This window comes from Cellulomonas sp. A375-1, from assembly GCF_001040865.1.
Lineage (GTDB): Bacteria > Actinomycetota > Actinomycetes > Actinomycetales > Cellulomonadaceae > Cellulomonas > Cellulomonas gelida.
Window position 1 is genome coordinate 32,975 of sequence record NZ_LFKW01000018.1, and the last position, 17,376, is coordinate 50,350.

Sequence of the window (17,376 nt, forward strand, 5' to 3'; positions counted from 1 at the left end):
GCCGCCGCGCGGCCTACGGCGGCCGCTCGGCCCGCGACGGGTGCCATCATCGGCACATGCCCGTCGAAGTCGAGCTGGTCGAGCTGGTCGAGCCCGAGCCGACCCCACCGGCGGCCGGCGCCTCGGCTGCGAGGCCACGCCGCGCCGGGTGGTGGCTCGCGCTGGGTGCGGCGCTGCTCGTCGGGGCGCTCGTCGTCACCCAGCACGTCATGGATGAGCGGCGCCTGGCGCACGAGGCGCGGTTCGACCACGTGCCGGGCGTGCTGCGACCCCTCGACGCCATGCCCGTCGTCGCGACCGGCGACATCCCCGAGCCGTGGCAGCTGGTGCCCGCCGGACCTGTGGTCATCGGATCGAGCGGCGACACGAGGACCGCGACGGTCGTCGGCTACGACCGCGCGACGGGACAGCGCGTGTGGTCGGCGGACGTCGCACTCCTCGACGGCTCCGGCCGCCCCGGGCAGGACCTCTCTCTCCCGGCAGACGTCCGGTGCGAACCCCTCGGCACACCTGGGACGAAGCGGTGGAGCGACCAGGTGGCGTGCACCGTCGGCGCGAGCGGCCAGGTGATCCCACCCGAGCCCGAGCGCCTCGTGGTCCTGCGCACCTCGGACGGCAGCGTCGTCGCCGAGCGCACCCTGCGGGCGGAGGCGTGGACCACGCTCGGCGACCTCGTCGTCGAGGCGTCCGCACGCCGCGACGACGACGGTGCGGAGACCTGGACCGTCGCCGCCACCACCGCGACCGGCGAGCCTGCTTGGGAGTGGACAGCGGCCGAGCCGATCGCGCGCGACGGGCTGACGTACACGGGCTCGCTCACCGCGAGCTCGGACGGACCGCTCCTGTCGGTGCAGGGCCACTGGTGGCGCCTCGACGACGCAGGACGGCTGACGCAGGAAGGCAGCAGACCCGGCGACTACCAGCGTTCGCCGGGGCGCGGCACCGCCCTGCTCGACCTCCCGTTGGTCGAGGTCGACGACGGCAGCTTCGTCCCGGCCGGACGGGTGGTCCTCGAGCACGCCACCGGCTCGGTGGAGTTCCCGGGCAGGGAGCTGCACCTCACGGTCGACGACGGCAGCGCGCCCGAGCTCATGTGGTTCACCACGGGGCCCGACGACGAGACGCTCGAGGCCCGTTCCACGACGACCGGCGAGGTGGTGTGGAGCCAGCACCTGACCGTGAGCGCGGGCCTGGCTCTCGGCGGGCGGCTGTACGTGTGCGCGGACGGCTCACTCGACGCGATCGACGCGGACGACGGCCGCACGCTGTGGCACGTCGACCGCAGCACCGAGACGGCGTGGTGCTCGCTCGCGACCGACGGTCGGGTGGTGATCGCCGTCGAGGACGGCCGGGCCCTGCGCGCGCACGACCTCGACGACGGCACCGAACGCTGGGCGGGGACGCTCGACGACAGCGGGGCACCTGCAGGCCTCGACATCACGAGCACGCCCCCAGGCGTCCTCGTCGCCGTCCGCAGCGACGAGGACGGCCCCCACGAGCGCGGCGCGTTCCTCGTCGCCCCGACCGGCGCCGCGGCCGCGCGTTGACGCCCACTGCGGTCGGACCGTCGCGCCCACTGCGGTCGGACCGTCGCGCCCGACGACGGTCAGGCGCGGGTGCGTCCTACCACGCGGTCCCGCCAGGGCGCCTGGGACCTCCCGGTGAGACAGATCACCCGCGTGTGGCAGGATGACCCACAGACCGGCGCGGGTCCTCCCGCCCGGTCTGTGTCAGTGAAGACACTGAACACCCTCCACAACGGATCGTCCGGCACGTACCTGCCGGTGAAGGGATTGGTAGCGCCATGGCTACTGTCACGTTCGACCACGCCACCCGGGTCTACCCGGGCACGGAGCGTCCCGCGGTGGACGCCCTCAACCTCCACATCGAGGACGGCGAGTTCCTCGTCCTCGTCGGCCCGTCGGGCTGTGGCAAGTCGACCTCGCTGCGCATGCTCGCCGGCCTCGAGGACGTCAACGCCGGCCGCATCCTCATCGGCGACCGCGACGTCACGGACGTCCAGCCGAAGGACCGCGACATCGCGATGGTCTTCCAGAACTACGCGCTGTACCCGCACATGACGGTGGCTGACAACATGGGCTTCGCGCTCAAGATCGCCGGCACGCCGAAGGCGGAGATCCGCCAGCGCGTCGAGGAGGCCGCCAAGATCCTCGACCTGACCGAGTACCTGGACCGCAAGCCGAAGGCCCTCTCGGGTGGTCAGCGTCAGCGTGTCGCCATGGGTCGCGCGATCGTGCGTCAGCCGCAGGTGTTCCTCATGGACGAGCCCCTGTCGAACCTCGACGCGAAGCTCCGCGTGCAGACGCGTACGCAGATCGCCTCGCTCCAGCGCCGTCTCGGCGTCACCACGGTCTACGTCACGCACGACCAGACCGAGGCCCTCACGATGGGTGACCGCATCGCGGTCCTCAAGGACGGTCTCCTGCAGCAGGTCGGCACGCCGCGCGAGATGTACGACACGCCCGCCAACGTCTTCGTCGCCGGCTTCATCGGCTCGCCGGCCATGAACATCGGCACGTTCCCGGTGCTCGACGGCCACGCGTCGCTCGGCCGCTCGCGCGTGCCGCTGACGCGTGAGGTCATCAGCAGCCTCACCGAGGACGACAAGAACCACATCACGCTCGGCTTCCGCCCCGAGTCGGTCGACGTCGTGCCCGCCGGCACGCCGGACGCCGTCCCGGTCATCGTGAACATCGTCGAGGAGCTCGGCTCGGACGCGTTCGTCTACGGCTCGCTCACCAACGAGTTCGGTGGCGCCAGCCAGGTGCACTCGGGCGCCGGCGACGCGCAGGTCATCGTGCGCGTCGACCCGCGTCAGGTGCCCGCCAAGGGTGAGACCGTCGCGATCAAGATCCGTCCCGGCGAGCAGCACCTGTTCCACGCCGGCTCGGGCGAGCGCCTCGCCTGATCCCCCTGCACCACGCGGAGGGGCGGTGGTGGCCTGCGGGCCGCTGCCGCCCCTTCGGCATTCACCCCTTCAGCATTCGCCCCCGGCTTTCACCCCGTCCCGCGGACCGGACGGCACCCTTCACGGGTTCTGCGCGCCACGTCCGCTGCTCCGACGAACGGACCGTCGGACCTCGCTGGCAGGATTGACCCATGAGCCCCACCCGGCAGCGCCTGCAGATCACGGCGGCCACGCCCGACCCGGCGCTGCTCGACCTGCCGTGGCACATCCCGCTCGAGGAGTGGCCGGCCGAGACGCTGGCCGCGCTCCCTCGCGGCATCTCCCGGCACATCGTGCGGTTCGCGCGACTGTCGGGTCGCGTCATCGCCATCAAGGAGATCGGCGAGACGGTCGCGTACCGCGAGTACGAGCTGCTGCGCCAGCTGCGCCGCCTGGACGTGCCATCGGTCGAGCCGGTCGGCGTCATCACGGGTCGGCGTTCGCCCGAGGGTGAGCCGCTCGAGGCGGTGCTCATCACGAAGCACCTGCAGTTCTCGCTGCCGTACCGCTCGCTGTTCAGCCAGTCGCTGCGCCCGGACACCGCCACGCGGCTCATCGACGCGCTCGCCGTGCTGCTCGTCCGGCTGCACCTCGCGGGCTTCTACTGGGGCGACGTGTCGCTGTCGAACACCCTGTTCCGACGAGACGCGGAGACCTTCGCCGCCTACCTCGTCGACGCCGAGACGGGCGACCTGCACGAGCAGCTGACCGAGGGTCAGCGCGCGTACGACCTCGAGGTCGCCCGCGTCAACATCATCGGCGAGCTCATGGACCTGCAGGCGGGCGAGTTCCTCGAGGAGGACGTCGACGCGGTCGCGATCGGCAACGCGCTCGCGGAGCGGTACCGCGAGCTGTGGCGCGCCCTGACCGAGGTCGAGTCGTTCGGCTACGGCGAGCGGTGGCGTGTGCAGGCGCGCATCGACCGGCTCAACGACCTGGGCTTCGACGTGGGCGAGCTCGACATCACGAGCGACCTCGACGGCACCACGGTGCGCATCCAGCCGAAGGTCGTCGAGTCCGGCCACCACTCGCGGCGGCTCATGCGCCTGACCGGTCTGGACGTCGGCGAGAACCAGGCGCGGCGGCTCCTCAACGACCTCGACGAGTACCGGGCAGCGACCGACCGTCAGGCCGAGGACGAGTCGTTCGTCGCGCACGACTGGCTCACCGAGGTCTTCGAGCCCGCGGTCCGCAAGGTCCCGCGAGAGATGCGCGGCAAGCTCGAGCCCGCGCAGATCTTCCACGAGCTGCTCGACCACCGGTGGTACCTCTCGCAGCAGCAGCACCGCGACGTGCCGCTCAACGAGGTCGCGAAGAGCTACGTGAAGCACATCCTGCCGAACCGGCCCGACGAGCAGTCGATCCTCGGCATCCAGCCGGGCGACCTGAGGGACAGCACGGACACGATCCCGACGATCGACGACGACCAGCTCATCGGCTGACGGCACCTCCCCCGCCCGTGCCGGTGGGCGGCGGGTCGGGCTGGCGCTGGTCGGCGGAGGCCGGTTCGCGCACGGCCGGTCGGCAGATGCTGGTGAGCATGCACCTGGTCGGTTCGGTCAGCCCGCGGCCGGGCGGCAGTCACGGGTCAGCCTGCGGCGGGTCGGGAGTGACTAGTCGGTCTGCGGCTGGTGGGTCAGCGGGCGGTCGAGTGCGGCGCGCGCGGCGGCGACGACACGCTCGTCGGTCGTCGTCCAGCCCGCGTCCGCCCCACCACCCGGTCCGCCGTCGCCCGCCACCGCGCGCGAGGCCGACAGGTGCACCGCGGCGACGCCCGTCTCGACGATCGCGGGGATGTCCGCGACGCGCACACCGCCGCCCGCCATGACCTGCACGCGACCACCCACGTGCGCGACCGTCGTACGGATCCGCGCGAGGCCGTCGCCCGCTCGGGCCGCACCCCCCGAGGTGAGCACGCGCGTGACCCCGTGCCGAGCCAGGACCTCCAGCGCCGCAGACAACGCCGGCGACGAGGGCGCGAGCACGTCGAACGCGCGGTGGAAGGTCACCTCGACGCCGTCGGCCGCGGCCACGAGTCGTTCGAGGACGCCCTCGTCGACCCGGCCGTCGGCGGTGAGCGCGCCGACGACGACACCGGACGCCCCCGCGCGCACAGCGGCGCGGACCTCCCGGACCTGCACGGCGACCTCGTCGGGCGCGTAGACGAATCCGCCCGGGCGCGGGCGGACGAGCACGTGCACGCCGGTCCCGGGCACCGCCTCGACGACCGCCTCGAGCAGCCCGACGCCGGGCGTCACCCCCCCGGTCGCGGCCAGCGCGGTGCACAGCTCGAGCCGCTGCGCGCCGGCGCGGACCGCCGCGACCGCCCCGCTCACGTCCTGCACCGCGATCTCGAGGATCGTCGGCGCCGCCTCGGTCACCGCGTCGGCGGCCGGGTCAGGCACGGTGGCGAGCGACCTCGTACAGGGCGATGCCCGCGGCGACGCCCGCGTTGAGCGACTCGACCTCGGACGAGATCGGGATGGACGCGATCGCGTCGCACTGCTCGCGCACGAGCCGCGACAGGCCCTTGCCCTCGGACCCGACGACGACGACGAGCGGGTCACCGGCGTAGGGCAGGTCGGCGACGGCGACGTCCCCGCCACCGTCGAGCCCGACGACGAACACGCCGGCCTTCTTCCACTCCTGCAGGGTCCGCGCGAGGTTGGTGACCCGCGCGACGGGCACGCGTGCGGCGGCACCGGCGGACACCTTCCACGCAGCCGCTGTGACGCCGGCCGCACGACGCTCGGGCACGATCACGCCGTGCGCACCGAACGCACCGGCCGAGCGCAGCACGGCGCCGAGGTTGCGCGGGTCGGTCACGCCGTCGAGCGCGACGGCCAGCACGGGCACGCCCGCGCGCGCCGCGATGTCGAGCAGGTCCTCGTCCTCGGCGTACGCGTACGGCGGGACCTGGATCGCGACGCCCTGGTGCACGGAGCCGTCGGTGAGCCGGTCGAGCTCGGTGCGGGACACCTCGAGCAGCGGGTAGCCCGCGTCGGCGGCGGTCGAGACGATCTCGCGCGTGCGGTCGTCGGCCTCGAGCTTGGCGGCCAGGTACAGGGTCGTGACGGGCACACCCGTGCGCATCGCCTCGAGGACGGAGTTGCGCCCCGAGACGATCTCGTGGGTCGACGACTTGCGTCCGCCCTTGCTGCCGGCGGCGGACCGCGACGCGGACGCGGCGGGTCGGCCGGACGTGCCCCGGGCTCCCGCCACGCGACGCTCGGCCGCGACCTTCTTCTTGTGGGCCGTGTGGTACGGACGGTCCTCGGCCTTGGGCGTGGGGCCCTTGCCCTCGAGCGCCTTGCGGCTGTGACCGCCGGTGCCGACGGTCGCGCCCTTCTTGCCGCCCTTGCGCGTCGCGCCGCGACGCGAGCTGTTGCCGGCCATCAGTCCTCCGATCGGGGTGCGAGCGTCCAACGGGCGCCCGCAGGTGAGTCCTCGACCACGACACCGGCGGTGGTCAGCCGGTCGCGGATCGCGTCAGCGGTCGCGAAGTCACGCGCGGCACGCGCTGCGGCGCGCGCCTCGAGCTGGGCCTCGACGAGCTCGTCGAGCGCCCTCGCGTACCGCTCGTCGGTGCCGTCGGCGCGCCACTGCGGCGAGCCCGGGTCGAGACCGAGGACGTCGAGCATCGCACGGAGCGTGACGAGCGCGTCACGCGCCGCGGGCAGGTCACCCGCCGCGAGGGCGGTGTTGCCGGAGCGCAGGGTCTCGTGCACGACCGCGAGCGCGGCGGGCACGTTGAGGTCGTCGTCCATCGCCGCGACGAACTCGTCGGGCAGCGGCGCGGACGCGACGGCGTCGTCGGGCACGTCGCCCGTGCGCTCGACCGCGCGCTCCACGAAGCCTGCGAGCCGGTCCCACGTGGCCTCGGCCTCGCGGAGCGTGTCGTCGGTCCACTCGAGCATCGAGCGGTACTGCACGGCGGTGAGCGCCCACCGCAGCACCACGGGCCGCACGTCGCGCAGCACGACGTCCACGAGCAGCCCGTTGCCGAGCGACTTGCTCATCTTCGCGCCGCCCTGCGTGACCCAGCCGTTGTGCAGCCAGTACCGCGCGAACTCCTGCCCGGCGGCGCGGGACTGCGCGAGCTCGTTCTCGTGGTGCGGGAAGCGCAGGTCGAGCCCGCCGCCGTGGATGTCGAACTCGGGGCCGAGGTAGCGCGCCGCCATCGCCGAGCACTCGAGGTGCCAGCCGGGGCGCCCCCGGCCGAACGGCGTGTCCCAGGACGCGGTCTCGGGCTCGCCCGGCTTGGGCGCCTTCCACAGCGCGAAGTCGTGCACGTCGCGCTTGGCGCCGCCCGCGGGGGCGTCGTCGGGCGCGGGGACCATGTCGTCGACGGGCTGGCGAGTCAGCGCGCCGTAGTCGCGGAACGACCGCACGTCGAAGTACACGTCGCCGGGCGCCGCCTGGTAGGCGTGCCCCTTCTCGACGAGCGTGCGCATGAGGTCGACCATCGCCGGGACGTGGCCGGTGGCGCGTGGCTCGTAGGTGGGCGGCAGGACCCCGAGCGCGTCGTACGCGGCGGTGAACGCGCGCTCGTTCGTCATCGCCCAGGCCCACCACTCGACGCCCGCCTCGGCGGACTTCGCGAGGATCTTGTCGTCGATGTCGGTCACGTTGCGCACCAGCGTGACGCGCACGCCCTGCCGGCGCAGCCAGCGCACGAGCACGTCGAACGCGACGCCGGACCGGACGTGCCCGACGTGGGGCGGCGCCTGCACGGTCGCACCGCACAGGTAGATGCCGACCTCGCCGGCGACCCGGGGGACGAAGTCGCGCACCGTGCGGGTGGCGGTGTCGTACAGGCGAAGACTCACGCGGGCAAGGCTACCGGCGCGACGCTCGTCGGACGTCCGGGCGCGGCGCGACGGCTCAGCCGAACGTGCGCCCCTCGCCCCGGTACGTCGGGACCGTCGCCTCGACGGCCTCGCCGCGCACGAGGTGCACGTCGGCGAACCGCTCCATGACCTCGCCGGACTTCGCGTGCCGGAACCACACGCGGTCGCCGACGCGCAGGTCCGCGCGTCCCCGCACCCGCAGCGGGGTCTGGACCTCACCCGCACCCTCGCGCGGCGTGAGCGTGAGCCCGCCGGGCCACACGGGCCGCGGCTGGCGTGACGCGGTCGGTGGCCCCGAGGCGATGTAGCCGCCGCCGAACGCCGTGGCGTACCCCGACGCGGGGATGCGCACGACGTCCAGGCCGAAGAACGCGGCCGGGCGTGGCTCGAACGAGCGGTACTGGTCGAACAGCGTCGGGACGAACAGCCCCGAGCCCGCGGTGACCTCGGTGACCGTCGGGTCGGAGACCGACGACTCGACCGAGCCCGAGCCGCCGGAGTTCACGAGCGTCAGCCGGTGGCCGACGGCCTCGCTGACCGCCTCGACGACGAGCCCGCGACGGCGCGCGAGGTCCCGGACCGACAGCCGCTTCACGGCACGCACGGCAGCGCTCGAGTCGGGCATGCCCGCGACCTGCGCCTCGTAGAACATGACGCCCCGCACCTCGAGGCCGTCGCGGTGCGCGATCGCCTCCGCGAGCGCCTGCGCCTCGGCGGGCGTGTGCACGGGCGAGCGACGCACGCCGAGGTGCGCGCGCAGCGGTCCGACGCCCACGCGCAGCGACGCGTCGACGTCGAGGCAGACCTGCAGGGTCCGGCCGTGCGCGGCCGCGGCCTTCGCCGCGAGGTCCGCCTGCGCGACGTCGTCGACCATGAGCGTCACCGCGGCCGCGGCGACGGGGTCGGCGGCGAGCTCGTCGAGCCCGACCGTGTCGACCGACGGGTATCCGACGAGCACGTCGGCCACACCGTGCCGTGCGAGCCACACGGCCTCGCGCACCGAATACGCCATGACGCCCGCGAACCCGGGCGTCGCGAGGACCGTCTCGAGCACCGCGCGCACGCGCACGGACTTGCTCGCGACGCGCACCGGCGTGCCGACGGCGCGCGCGACGAGGTCCGCCGCGTTGGCCTCGAGGGCGTCCAGGTCGACCACGGCGAGCGGCGCGGGCAGGTGCCCGGTCGCGGCGTCGAGCCGGTCTCCGATCGTCACGCGATCACCTCTCTCTCACGGCGGGCCGCCTCGGCGTCGTCGTGCACCGCGAACCGCCCGGACAGCGTCGTGATGACGAGCACGAGCGCGATCGGGATGAGGAACCCGACGCGCAGCGACGAGAACCCGCTCACCACGCCGACGAGCACCGCGCCCAGCAAGGTGCCGCCGTAGTTGAAGACGTTGAGCCGCGCGACGACCGCGTCGGCGTTGTCGGGGTCGAGCGCGCCCGCGGCCGCGAAGCACAGCGGCGCCCCGAGCCCGAGCCCCGCACCAGCGAGTGCGAACCCGACCAGCGCGACACCGGCACCGGGGGCCGCGACCACGACGCCGAGACCGGCCGCGGCGACGAGCGACGCGGTCCGCACGACGCGCACGCGGCCCCACCGGCGCACGGCCGCGTCGCCGAACAGGCGCGGCACGAACGCGGTGACGAGGTAGGCCGCGAGCGTGAGCGGGCCGAGCCACGCGGCCGCGTCGAGCGTGCTGTCGACGTAGAGCGAGCCCCAGGTCTGCGCCGCGTTGTCGGCTGCGTAGAACGCGAGCAGCGCGACGCCCAGCACGAGCAGGGGTCCCCACGGGATCGGCGCGGCCGGGGCCGTGCCCGCGTGCTCGCCGTCCGCCGCGCGCCGCTCGTCGGACCCGACGGCACGCGCGTCCGTCCGCAGGCCGTCGCGCAGCTCGATCCACCCCGCACCGAGCGCGACGAGCACGCCGGGCAGGAACACGAGCATCACCGGGTCGTAGGGCAGCCACATCACGGTCGCGGAGCAGACGAGCGCCCCGACGATCGCGCCGGCGGACCACCCGGCGTGGAAGCTCGCCATGAGTGGGCGGCCCGCGGCGCGCTGCACCGCGACGCCCTGCATGTTGGTGCCCGCGTCGACCATGCCGAGCGCGATCCCGTACAGCGCGAACGCGCCCACGGCCGCGAGGAACACCGGCGCGAGCGCGACGAGAGGCAGGGTCACGGCGATGCCGAACAGGCCCGCGGCGAGCGCGACGCGGCTGCCGCCGGGGCGCCGCGAGAGCAGGTCGGCGAGCCCGGAGCCGGCCACCGCGGCGAGCAGGACGCCCAGCACGGCGTAGGTGAGCTGGTCCTCGCTGATGCCGTAGCGGTCCCGCACGACGGGCAGGCTCGCGAGGATCGTCGTCAGGACGTAGCCCTGGGCCGCGAAGGCCAGGGTCCCGGCGCGACGTGCGGGCAGGGCGCTCACGCCTCGCTGCTCGCGGCGCCGTGCGCGACCGTCCGGGTCACGAGGAACTCGCCGAAGCGGATCATCGACTCCCGGGCGGCGTCGTCGTCGCCGTCGACGAGCCAGGACAACGAGAGCCCGTCGACGAACGCGACGATCGCTCGCGCCAGCTCGGGCACCGGCTGCGCCCACTCGACGCCCGCGACCCGCGCGATCTCCTCGAGCACGGCCTCCGCGGCGGACCGCTGCCCGCGGTACTGCTCGAGCGCGACCTCACGCAGGTCGGCGTGCCGCAGCGAGGCGGTGGTCAGTTCGTACGACAGGAGCTGGGACCCGCGCGACGTGGAGATCGACTGCCAGAACGCGCCGACGACGGCCTGGACCACGTCCTCGGTGGACATGCCGTCGGGCAGCTCGGACAGGTCGGTGGGCGCGTTCTGCGCCGTGATCTTGTGCGCCATCGCACGCATGAGCTCGGACTTGTCCTGGAAGCAGTAGTGCACCACCCCGAGGGAGACGCCCGCCTCGGCGGCGACCGCGCGCACGGTCGCTGCCTCGATCCCGTCCCTGCTCGCCACGGTGATGGCAGCCTCGATGAGCTGCTCGCGCCGCTCGGCCACCGGCATGCGGTTCATGCGGTCCCCTTCACATGGCACCGGTCAGGGCCCGGGCCCCCGCCCGCGACCAGTGCCGCCGCGACAACGATAGCCAAGCATGACCGCTGCGCTTGACTTGGACAAGTGTTCAGTCCCACCCTCGTCCCCATGACGAACGGGACAGACGCGACGCGCTGGGTGAACTGGGCGCGCACCGCTTCGTCATCCCCTGTCCGGTTCGACCGGCCGCGCGACGTGCCCGAGCTCGCTGCGAGCGTCGCCGCCGCCGCGGCGCAGGGCCTGACGGTGCGCGCGGTCGGCGCCGGCCACTCGTTCACGCCCGCGGCCGTGACCGACGGCGTGCAGCTCAGCCTCGACGCGATCGACACCCTCGAGGACGTGCACCGCCGCCCCGACGGCACCGCGCTCGTCACGGTGGGCGCAGGCATCCGCCTGGCCGCGCTCAACGGCGTGCTCGCCGCCCTCGGTCTCGCGCTGCGCAACCTGGGCGACATCGACCGGCAGTCGATCGCGGGCGCGATCTCGACGGGCACGCACGGCACGGGCGCGCGGCTCGGTGGCCTGGCGACGCAGGTCGTCGGCGCCCGCCTCGTCACCGCGGCCGGCGACGTCGTCGAGACCTCGCCGACCCAGGATCCCGAGCTGTTCGAGCTCGCGCGCCTCGGACTGGGCAGCGCTGGCGTGCTCGCGGCCGTCACGCTCGAGGCCGTCCCCGCGTTCCTGCTCGAGGCCGTCGAGGAGCCGTGGCCGCTCGACGCGGTGCTCGAGCAGCTCGACGGCCCGGACGGCCTCGTCGAGGGCAACGACCACTTCGAGTTCTACTGGTTCCCCCACACGCGCCGCGCGCTGACCAAGCGCAACAACCGGGTCGAGGCGGGCGCCGGCCTGAACCCCCTGCGGCGCTGGGTGGACGACGAGCTGCTGTCCAACACCGTGTTCGAGGCGACCAACCGCCTGGTCACCGCGGTTCCCCGGGTCACGCGCCGCGTCAACGCGATCGCCGCGCGCAGCCTGTCCGCCCGCAGCTACGTCGCGCGGTCGCCGGAGGTGTTCGCCTCGCCGCGGCGCGTGCGGTTCCGCGAGATGGAGTACGCCGTCCCGCGCGAGGCCCTGCTCGACGTGCTCGCGGAGATCGACCGGTGGATCGAGTCGTCGGGCGAGCGCCTGCCGTTCCCGGCCGAGATCCGGTTCGCGGCAGCCGACGACCTGTGGCTCTCGACCGCGCACGGCCGCGACACCGCGTACGTGGCCGTGCACCAGTACTGGCGGCTGCCGCACGAGCGCTACTTCGCCGCCGTCGAGCGGATCGTCGCCGAGCACGCCGGACGCCCGCACTGGGGCAAGCTGCACGGGCTCGACGCGTCCCGCCTCGCCGAGCTGTACCCACGGTTCGCCGACGCGCAGCGCGTCCGCGCCCAGGCCGACCCGACGGGCGTGTTCGACAACGACTACCTCACGCGCGTCTTCGGCCCACGCCCCTGACACGTGTCACCCGTGAGGGTGATGAGAACCGTTTCAGCGCGCCCACCGCGGAACGGCCCTGGCCGTGCACGGCCCACGGGTGCACTCTGATCGGCGTGTCGCACACCAGCACCGCCGTCGTGGCGATCTCCTACGGCGGACCCGACTCCCTGCGCGTGATCGACGTGGACCCCGGCGAGCCGGGGCCCGGGGAGGTCCTCCTCGACGTCCGGGCCGCCGCCGTCAACCCGATCGACTGGAAGATGTACGCGGGCGGGCCGGGCGCGGACCCGCAACGCCTGCCCCTGCGACTGGGCATCGAGGTCGCCGGGGTCGTGACGGCCGTCGGCCCCAACGTGCGCTGGCTCGCGGTGGGCGACGAGGTCGTGGCGTGGCCGGTGCGCGGCGGGTACGCGCGCAGGCTCGTCGTCCCCGAGCAGGCGACCGTTCGCAAGCCCGCCGAGCTCGGCTGGCCGCAGGCCGCCGGTCTGCTGGTCGCCGGGACCACCGCGGTGCACACCCTGACCGCGACGCGCACCGGGCCGCAGGACGTCGTCCTCGTGCACGGCGGGTCCGGCTCCGTCGGCCGCATGGTGGTCCAGCTCGCCGAGCTCCGCGGCGCGCGCGTGATCGCGACCGCGTCGCCCGACACGCACGACGACCTGCGCACGCTGGGCGCCGTCCCCGTCGCGTACGGCGAGGGCCTGCTCGAGCGCGTCGAGGCCGCCGCGGCCGAGCTGGGCGCACCCGTGACGGTCGCGATCGACACGGTCGGCTCCGACGAGGCGCTCGACACCTCCGTCGCGCTGGTCACCGACCGCTCACGGATCGCGACGATCGCGGGCTTCCGGCGCGCGGGCGAGCTCGGCATCCAGGCGCTCGGTGGCGGCCCGGGGGCCGACCCGGGCACCGCGGTGCGCGACGCGGCCCGTGCGCAGCTCGTCGAGCTCGCGGGCGACGGGACGCTCGACGTCCACGTCGCGCGCACCTACCCGCTCGAGGACGTCGCGCAGGCCCACGCCGACAGCCGGACGGGCCACGCCCGCGGCAAGCTCGTCCTGCTGCCCTGAGCGCTCACCCCTCGGCCGGTGCCGGGCGCGCGGGAGCGGTGATCTGCGCCGCGAGCGCCTCGAGCTCGGCCAGCACGCGCTGCACGACGAGCCGCTCGGCCTTGTCCCGGCGCACCAACGCCTCGACGAGCCGTCCCGCGCGCACCCCGGCGAGCGGGAGGAGCCGCACGCGCGGGTCCGCCCCGAAGGTGTAGCGCGGCAGCAGCGAGATGCCGTGGCCGGCGCCGACCAGCGCGGCCGCCACGTGGAAGTCGTTGATCCGGTGCCGGACCCGCGGCTCGGCCCCGGCCCGCGCGCCGATCGCGGCGAGCACGTGGGCCACGGGGAACCCCGCACGCACCGCCACCCAGTCCTCGTCCACCAGGTCCCGCGGCTCGATGCCGTGCGCGTTGCTGTACTCGTCGTCGTGCTCGTTGCTGGGCCCGTCGCTGCGGCGAGCGGCGAGGGGGTGGTCGGGCGCGAGCGCGACGTCGAGGGGCTCACGCAGCAGATGCCGCACGACAACCCCGCCGCCCCAGCCCGGAGACCCGTCGGGCCGGTGCGCCACGACGACGTCGATCTCGTCCGTCAGGGCGACGAACTGCGCCTGCGGGACGTCGTCGTCGGAGCACTCCACGCGCACGTCGGGCAGCGCGCGCACGCGCTCCAGGAGACCCGGGAGCAGCAGCTGCGCACCGCTCGCGAACGCGCTCACGCGCACGGTCCCGCCGGGTCGCTCACGAAGCCGGTCGACCGCGGCCCCGGCACGCTCGAGCGCGACCGCCACGTCCACCGCCGCCTCGCTGAGCGCCGTTCCCGCGGCGGTGAGGCGCACGCCGCGGCCCACGCGCTCGGTGAGCGGCACGCCCACAGCCCGCTCCAGCTGGTGCACCTGCTGCGAGACCGCCGAGGGCGTCAGGTGCAGCACGCGCGCCGCCGCGGTCACGCCGCCCTGCGTGCCCACGGCGCGCAGCGTCTGCAGGGCGCGTGCATCCATGCAGCAACGCTACAACGTCCGTTCACGACAATGCGCTTGTCGTGAATGATCAGCCTGCCGCACGCTCGTGGCCATGACCGTGCGCGACCGTCTCCTCGCCGTCGTCGTCGCCGTGACCTGGGGCCTGAACTTCCCGGCGATCCACCTGACGCTCGAGCAGTTCCCGCCGTTCCTCGCGGTGGCCCTGCGCTTCTCGCTCCTCGCGGTCCCCACGCTCCTGCTCGTGCCGCGCCCGAGCGCGCCGTGGCGCTGGGTGCTGCTCTACGGCGCGGGCTTCGGCGTGCTGCAGTTCGTGTTCCTCTACTCGGCCATCGACTCCGGGATGCCGACGGGCCTGGCCTCGCTCGTCCTGCAGTCGTCGGCGCCGTTCACGGTGGTCCTCGCCGCCGCGCTGCTGCGCGAGCACGTGTCCGGGCGCCAGGCGCTCGGCGTGCTCGTCGCGGTCGTCGGGCTCGCGGGGATCGCCGTGCACCGGGCCGGGCTGAACGGTGGCGCGACGCTCGTCCCGGTGCTGCTCACGCTGTGCGGCGGCCTGGGCTGGGCGATGGGCAACCTCGGCAACCGGCGCGCGATGCAGGCCGCACCGGGTGAGCCGCTGCGCCTCATGCTGTGGATGTCGGTGATCCCGCCGCTCCCGCTGCTCGCGCTCTCGCTGACGCTCGAGGGCCCCGCGCGCATCCGCGCGTCGTTCACCGGCCTGGCCACGCCGACGGGCTGGACCGCGCTCGGCGCGCTCGCGTTCACCGTCCTGGTCGGGACGCTCGCGGGCTCGGGCCTGTGGACGTCGCTCATGTCCCGGTACCCCGCGGGCGTCGTCGCGCCGTTCTCGATGCTCGTGCCGGTGGTCGGCATCGGCTCGTCGTGGCTGATCCTGCGCGAGCGCACGTCGCTCGCGGAGCTCGGCTGGGGTGCGCTCGTGGTCGCGGGCGTCCTGCTGGGCAGCACCGCGCGGCGGCGGCCTCAGCCCGTCGTGCCGCTCGCGTCGGGCGCGGGGGTCACCGGCACGACGAGCGCGGTGGCGATCGCCGCCACGCCCTCGCCCCGCCCGGTCAGCCCGAGCCCGTCCGACGTCGTCGCCGAGATCGTCACCGGCCCACAGGCCGCCGACGAGAGCACGGCCTCGGCCTCGGCCCGCCGCTGACCCACGCGCGGCCGGTTCCCGACGACCTGCACCGCGACGTTCCCGATCTCGAAGCCCGCGGCCCGCACGCGCCGCGCCGCCTCGGCGAGCAGCGTCGCACCCGCGGCACCGGCCCACTGCGGCTCGGCAGTGCCGAAGTTGGAGCCCAGGTCGCCCAGGCCGGCCGCCGAGAGCAGGGCGTCGGCTGCGGCGTGCGCGGCGACGTCGGCGTCGGAGTGGCCCGCGAGCGGCCGCTCCCCGGGCCACGCGAGCCCCGCCAGGTGCAGCACCGCGTCGGGCGCGGGGTCCTCGTCGTACGCGTGCACGTCCACGCCGACGCCCGTGCGCGGCAGCGGGTACGCGGGCCTCGACGGGACGGGAGCCTCGTGCGTCATGCGTCCCCCAGGAGCTCGGCGACCCGCAGGTCGCGTGCGGTCGTGATCTTGGCGGCGCGCTCGTCGCCGGCCACCACCCAGACGGCGTGGCCGAGCCGTTCGACGAGGCCGGCGTCGTCGGTCGCGGCGAGGGACTCGTCGTGCGCGTGCCGCGCGGCCTCGTCGTGCGCGCGGCGCAGCAGCCCCAGCGTGAAGCCCTGCGGCGTCTGCACCGCCCGTAGGTCCGAGCGCTCGACCGTCGCGCGCACCGGCTCGGCTCCCCCCGCGTCGGCCGGCCCGACGCGCTTGACCGTGTCCGTCACGGGAAGCCCCGGCACCACCGCCTCGTGCCCCGCCGCGACGGCGGCGACGACGCGCGCGACGAGCGCGGCGGGCGCGAACGGCCGCGCGGCGTCGTGCACCAGGACAGTCGTGCCGGCGTCGAGGTGCGCACCGAGTGCCGCGAGCCCGGCCGCGACCGACGCCTGCCGCGTCGCACCGCCCGCGACCACACGCACACGAGGACCCGGGGACGGCGTCCCAGGGTCCTCGGTCGGTGTCGCGGCGAGCGCGACGACGAACGCGTCGAGGTGCTCCGCCGGTGCGGTCACCACGATCTCGTCGAGCAACGGTCCGTGCGCGCCGCTCGCGTCCAGGAGACGACGAGCGGCGTGCACGACGAGCGCCTCGCCCCGGAGAGGGACGAGAGCCTTCGGCAGCGCATGGCCGAGCCTGGACCCGCTGCCCGCAGCGGTCAGGACGGCGACGACGCTCACGCGCCGGCCGTCGTCAGGTCGGCCACATCCACCACCCGTACGCCACCACGACGCCGGGAGGCGTCAGGAGGCGAGAACCTCGTCGAGGATGGCCTCGGCCTTCTCCTCCTCGGTGTGCTCCGCGAGCGCGAGCTCCGAGACGAGGATCTGGCGAGCCTTGGCCAGCATGCGCTTCTCGCCCGCGGACAGGCCGCGGTCCGCATCACGCCGGGAGAGGTCGCGCACGACCTCGGCCACGCGGATCACGTCGCCCGAGGCGAGCTTCTCGAGGTTGGCCTTGTACCGGCGCGACCAGTTGGTGGGCTCTTCCGTGTACGGGGCGCGAAGCACCTCGAAGACGCGGTCGAGGCCCTCCTGGCCGACCACGTCACGAACACCCACCAGGTCGACGTTCTCCGCAGGGACCTCGATGGTCAGGTCGCCCTGGGCGACCTTGAGCTTGAGGTAGATCTTGTCCTCGCCGCGGATGGTCCGGGTCTTGATCTCTTCGATCAGCGCTGCACCGTGGTGCGGGTAGACAACAGTCTCCCCAACCGTGAAAGTCATCTGCAGGTGTCCCCTTTCGCAGGGGGCCTATCTTAGCACGCCAATCGGACGCGCCGACCGGCCGATGGTGTCACTCGGACGCACGTCGTCGCAGGTCAGAGGCTTGCACGCGGGCGCACACGGGCGCGCGAGACCGCTCGGGGACGGACCTCGTGACCCGGGGACGTCACGCACACCCGCTCCGATCGTGTGGGCAGCCTCACGCCCGT

Annotated in this window: 15 protein-coding genes and 1 pseudogene; 6 read left to right on the forward strand and 10 right to left on the reverse strand. The window is 74.3% G+C overall.

The features are described 5' to 3' along the window. Positions 1-56 precede the first annotated feature (56 nt). From CWIS_RS01970 to CWIS_RS01980, 3 genes are all read left to right on the forward strand, one after another. On the forward strand, positions 57-1,547 hold the full coding sequence (locus CWIS_RS01970; RefSeq protein WP_048341545.1) for a PQQ-binding-like beta-propeller repeat protein: 1,491 nt from the start codon (positions 57-59) through the stop codon (positions 1,545-1,547). 257 nt (positions 1,548-1,804) lie between these two features. Then, positions 1,805-2,929 (forward strand): ABC transporter ATP-binding protein, encoded by a 1,125-nt coding sequence (locus CWIS_RS01975; protein ID WP_048341546.1) that lies wholly within the window; start codon positions 1,805-1,807, stop codon positions 2,927-2,929. Between the two features lie 191 nt (positions 2,930-3,120). Further along, positions 3,121-4,410: a DUF4032 domain-containing protein gene (locus CWIS_RS01980; protein WP_048341547.1), complete on the forward strand. Its 1,290-nt coding sequence runs from the start codon at positions 3,121-3,123 to the stop codon at positions 4,408-4,410. A gap of 171 nt (positions 4,411-4,581) precedes the next feature. Here CWIS_RS01980 and CWIS_RS01985 read toward each other — a convergent pair whose 3' ends face one another. The 6 genes from CWIS_RS01985 to CWIS_RS02010 are packed head-to-tail and all read right to left on the reverse strand — an operon-like array spanning position 4,582 to position 10,862. Beyond that, positions 4,582-5,373: a copper homeostasis protein CutC gene (locus tag CWIS_RS01985; protein ID WP_231583633.1), complete on the reverse strand. Its 792-nt coding sequence runs from the start codon at positions 5,371-5,373 to the stop codon at positions 4,582-4,584. Then, positions 5,366-6,364: a 23S rRNA (guanosine(2251)-2'-O)-methyltransferase RlmB gene (rlmB, locus tag CWIS_RS01990; protein WP_048341548.1), complete on the reverse strand. Its 999-nt coding sequence runs from the start codon at positions 6,362-6,364 to the stop codon at positions 5,366-5,368. Before rlmB ends, CWIS_RS01985 begins: the two co-directional genes overlap by 8 nt. Beyond that, positions 6,364-7,797, reverse strand: a complete 1,434-nt coding sequence (gene cysS, locus CWIS_RS01995) for a cysteine--tRNA ligase (protein ID WP_048341549.1) — start codon at positions 7,795-7,797, stop codon at positions 6,364-6,366. The genes rlmB and cysS overlap by 1 nt, the downstream gene beginning before the upstream one ends. Positions 7,798-7,852: 55 nt before the next feature. Further along, entirely contained in the window at positions 7,853-9,031 is a 1,179-nt protein-coding gene (locus tag CWIS_RS02000) for an alanine racemase (RefSeq protein ID WP_048341550.1), read from the reverse strand. Beyond that, entirely contained in the window at positions 9,028-10,248 is a 1,221-nt protein-coding gene (locus tag CWIS_RS02005) for an MFS transporter (RefSeq protein ID WP_048341551.1), read from the reverse strand. The genes CWIS_RS02000 and CWIS_RS02005 overlap by 4 nt, the downstream gene beginning before the upstream one ends. Further along, on the reverse strand, positions 10,245-10,862 hold the full coding sequence (locus tag CWIS_RS02010; protein WP_048341552.1) for a TetR/AcrR family transcriptional regulator: 618 nt from the start codon (positions 10,860-10,862) through the stop codon (positions 10,245-10,247). The genes CWIS_RS02005 and CWIS_RS02010 overlap by 4 nt, the downstream gene beginning before the upstream one ends. Positions 10,863-10,991: 129 nt before the next feature. On the opposite strand from CWIS_RS02010, the gene CWIS_RS02015 reads away from it, so the two are divergent. Continuing rightward, positions 10,992-12,326: a D-arabinono-1,4-lactone oxidase gene (locus CWIS_RS02015; protein ID WP_048341553.1), complete on the forward strand. Its 1,335-nt coding sequence runs from the start codon at positions 10,992-10,994 to the stop codon at positions 12,324-12,326. Positions 12,327-12,421: 95 nt separating this feature from the next. Next, the gene (locus tag CWIS_RS02020) at positions 12,422-13,375 is read left to right on the forward strand and encodes an NADP-dependent oxidoreductase (RefSeq protein ID WP_156186513.1); all 954 of its coding nucleotides are present in this window, start codon (positions 12,422-12,424) and stop codon (positions 13,373-13,375) included. A gap of 4 nt (positions 13,376-13,379) precedes the next feature. On the opposite strand, the gene CWIS_RS02025 is transcribed toward CWIS_RS02020, so the two are convergent. Further along, complete coding sequence (locus tag CWIS_RS02025; RefSeq protein ID WP_048341554.1) at positions 13,380-14,351, reverse strand: LysR family transcriptional regulator; 972 nt, start codon at positions 14,349-14,351, stop codon at positions 13,380-13,382. A 73-nt stretch (positions 14,352-14,424) separates the two neighbouring features. On the opposite strand from CWIS_RS02025, the pseudogene CWIS_RS02030 reads away from it, so the two are divergent. Then, a pseudogene (locus CWIS_RS02030) lies at positions 14,425-15,228 on the forward strand (EamA family transporter); the annotation flags it as partial. Positions 15,229-15,311: 83 nt separating this feature from the next. Here CWIS_RS02030 and ispF read toward each other — a convergent pair. The 3 genes from ispF to CWIS_RS02040 form a co-directional block, all read right to left on the reverse strand. Continuing rightward, positions 15,312-15,866, reverse strand: coding sequence for a 2-C-methyl-D-erythritol 2,4-cyclodiphosphate synthase (gene ispF, locus CWIS_RS17885; RefSeq protein ID WP_082156147.1), 555 nt, complete (start codon positions 15,864-15,866; stop codon positions 15,312-15,314). After that, positions 15,863-16,621 (reverse strand): 2-C-methyl-D-erythritol 4-phosphate cytidylyltransferase, encoded by a 759-nt coding sequence (gene ispD / locus CWIS_RS02035; protein WP_048341556.1) that lies wholly within the window; start codon positions 16,619-16,621, stop codon positions 15,863-15,865. Before ispD ends, ispF begins: the two co-directional genes overlap by 4 nt. Before the next feature lie 63 nt (positions 16,622-16,684). Then, on the reverse strand, positions 16,685-17,167 hold the full coding sequence (locus tag CWIS_RS02040) for a CarD family transcriptional regulator (protein ID WP_048341557.1): 483 nt from the start codon (positions 17,165-17,167) through the stop codon (positions 16,685-16,687). Positions 17,168-17,376: the final 209 nt, after the last annotated feature.

Excerpts from the sequence above, each read along its gene's own strand:
- CWIS_RS02010 (WP_048341552.1), bottom strand. The coding sequence starts at position 10,862 with ATGAACCGCATGCCGGTGGCCGAGCGGCGCGAGCAGCTCATCGAGGCT.
- ispF (WP_082156147.1), bottom strand. The coding sequence starts at position 15,866 with ATGACGCACGAGGCTCCCGTCCCGTCGAGGCCCGCGTACCCGCTGCCG.
- rlmB (WP_048341548.1), bottom strand. The coding sequence starts at position 6,364 with ATGGCCGGCAACAGCTCGCGTCGCGGCGCGACGCGCAAGGGCGGCAAG.
- CWIS_RS01975 (WP_048341546.1), top strand. The coding sequence starts at position 1,805 with ATGGCTACTGTCACGTTCGACCACGCCACCCGGGTCTACCCGGGCACG.
- CWIS_RS02040 (WP_048341557.1), bottom strand. The coding sequence starts at position 17,167 with ATGACTTTCACGGTTGGGGAGACTGTTGTCTACCCGCACCACGGTGCA.
- CWIS_RS01970 (WP_048341545.1), top strand. The coding sequence starts at position 57 with ATGCCCGTCGAAGTCGAGCTGGTCGAGCTGGTCGAGCCCGAGCCGACC.
- CWIS_RS02015 (WP_048341553.1), top strand. The coding sequence starts at position 10,992 with ATGACGAACGGGACAGACGCGACGCGCTGGGTGAACTGGGCGCGCACC.
- CWIS_RS01980 (WP_048341547.1), top strand. The coding sequence starts at position 3,121 with ATGAGCCCCACCCGGCAGCGCCTGCAGATCACGGCGGCCACGCCCGAC.
- CWIS_RS02025 (WP_048341554.1), bottom strand. The coding sequence starts at position 14,351 with ATGGATGCACGCGCCCTGCAGACGCTGCGCGCCGTGGGCACGCAGGGC.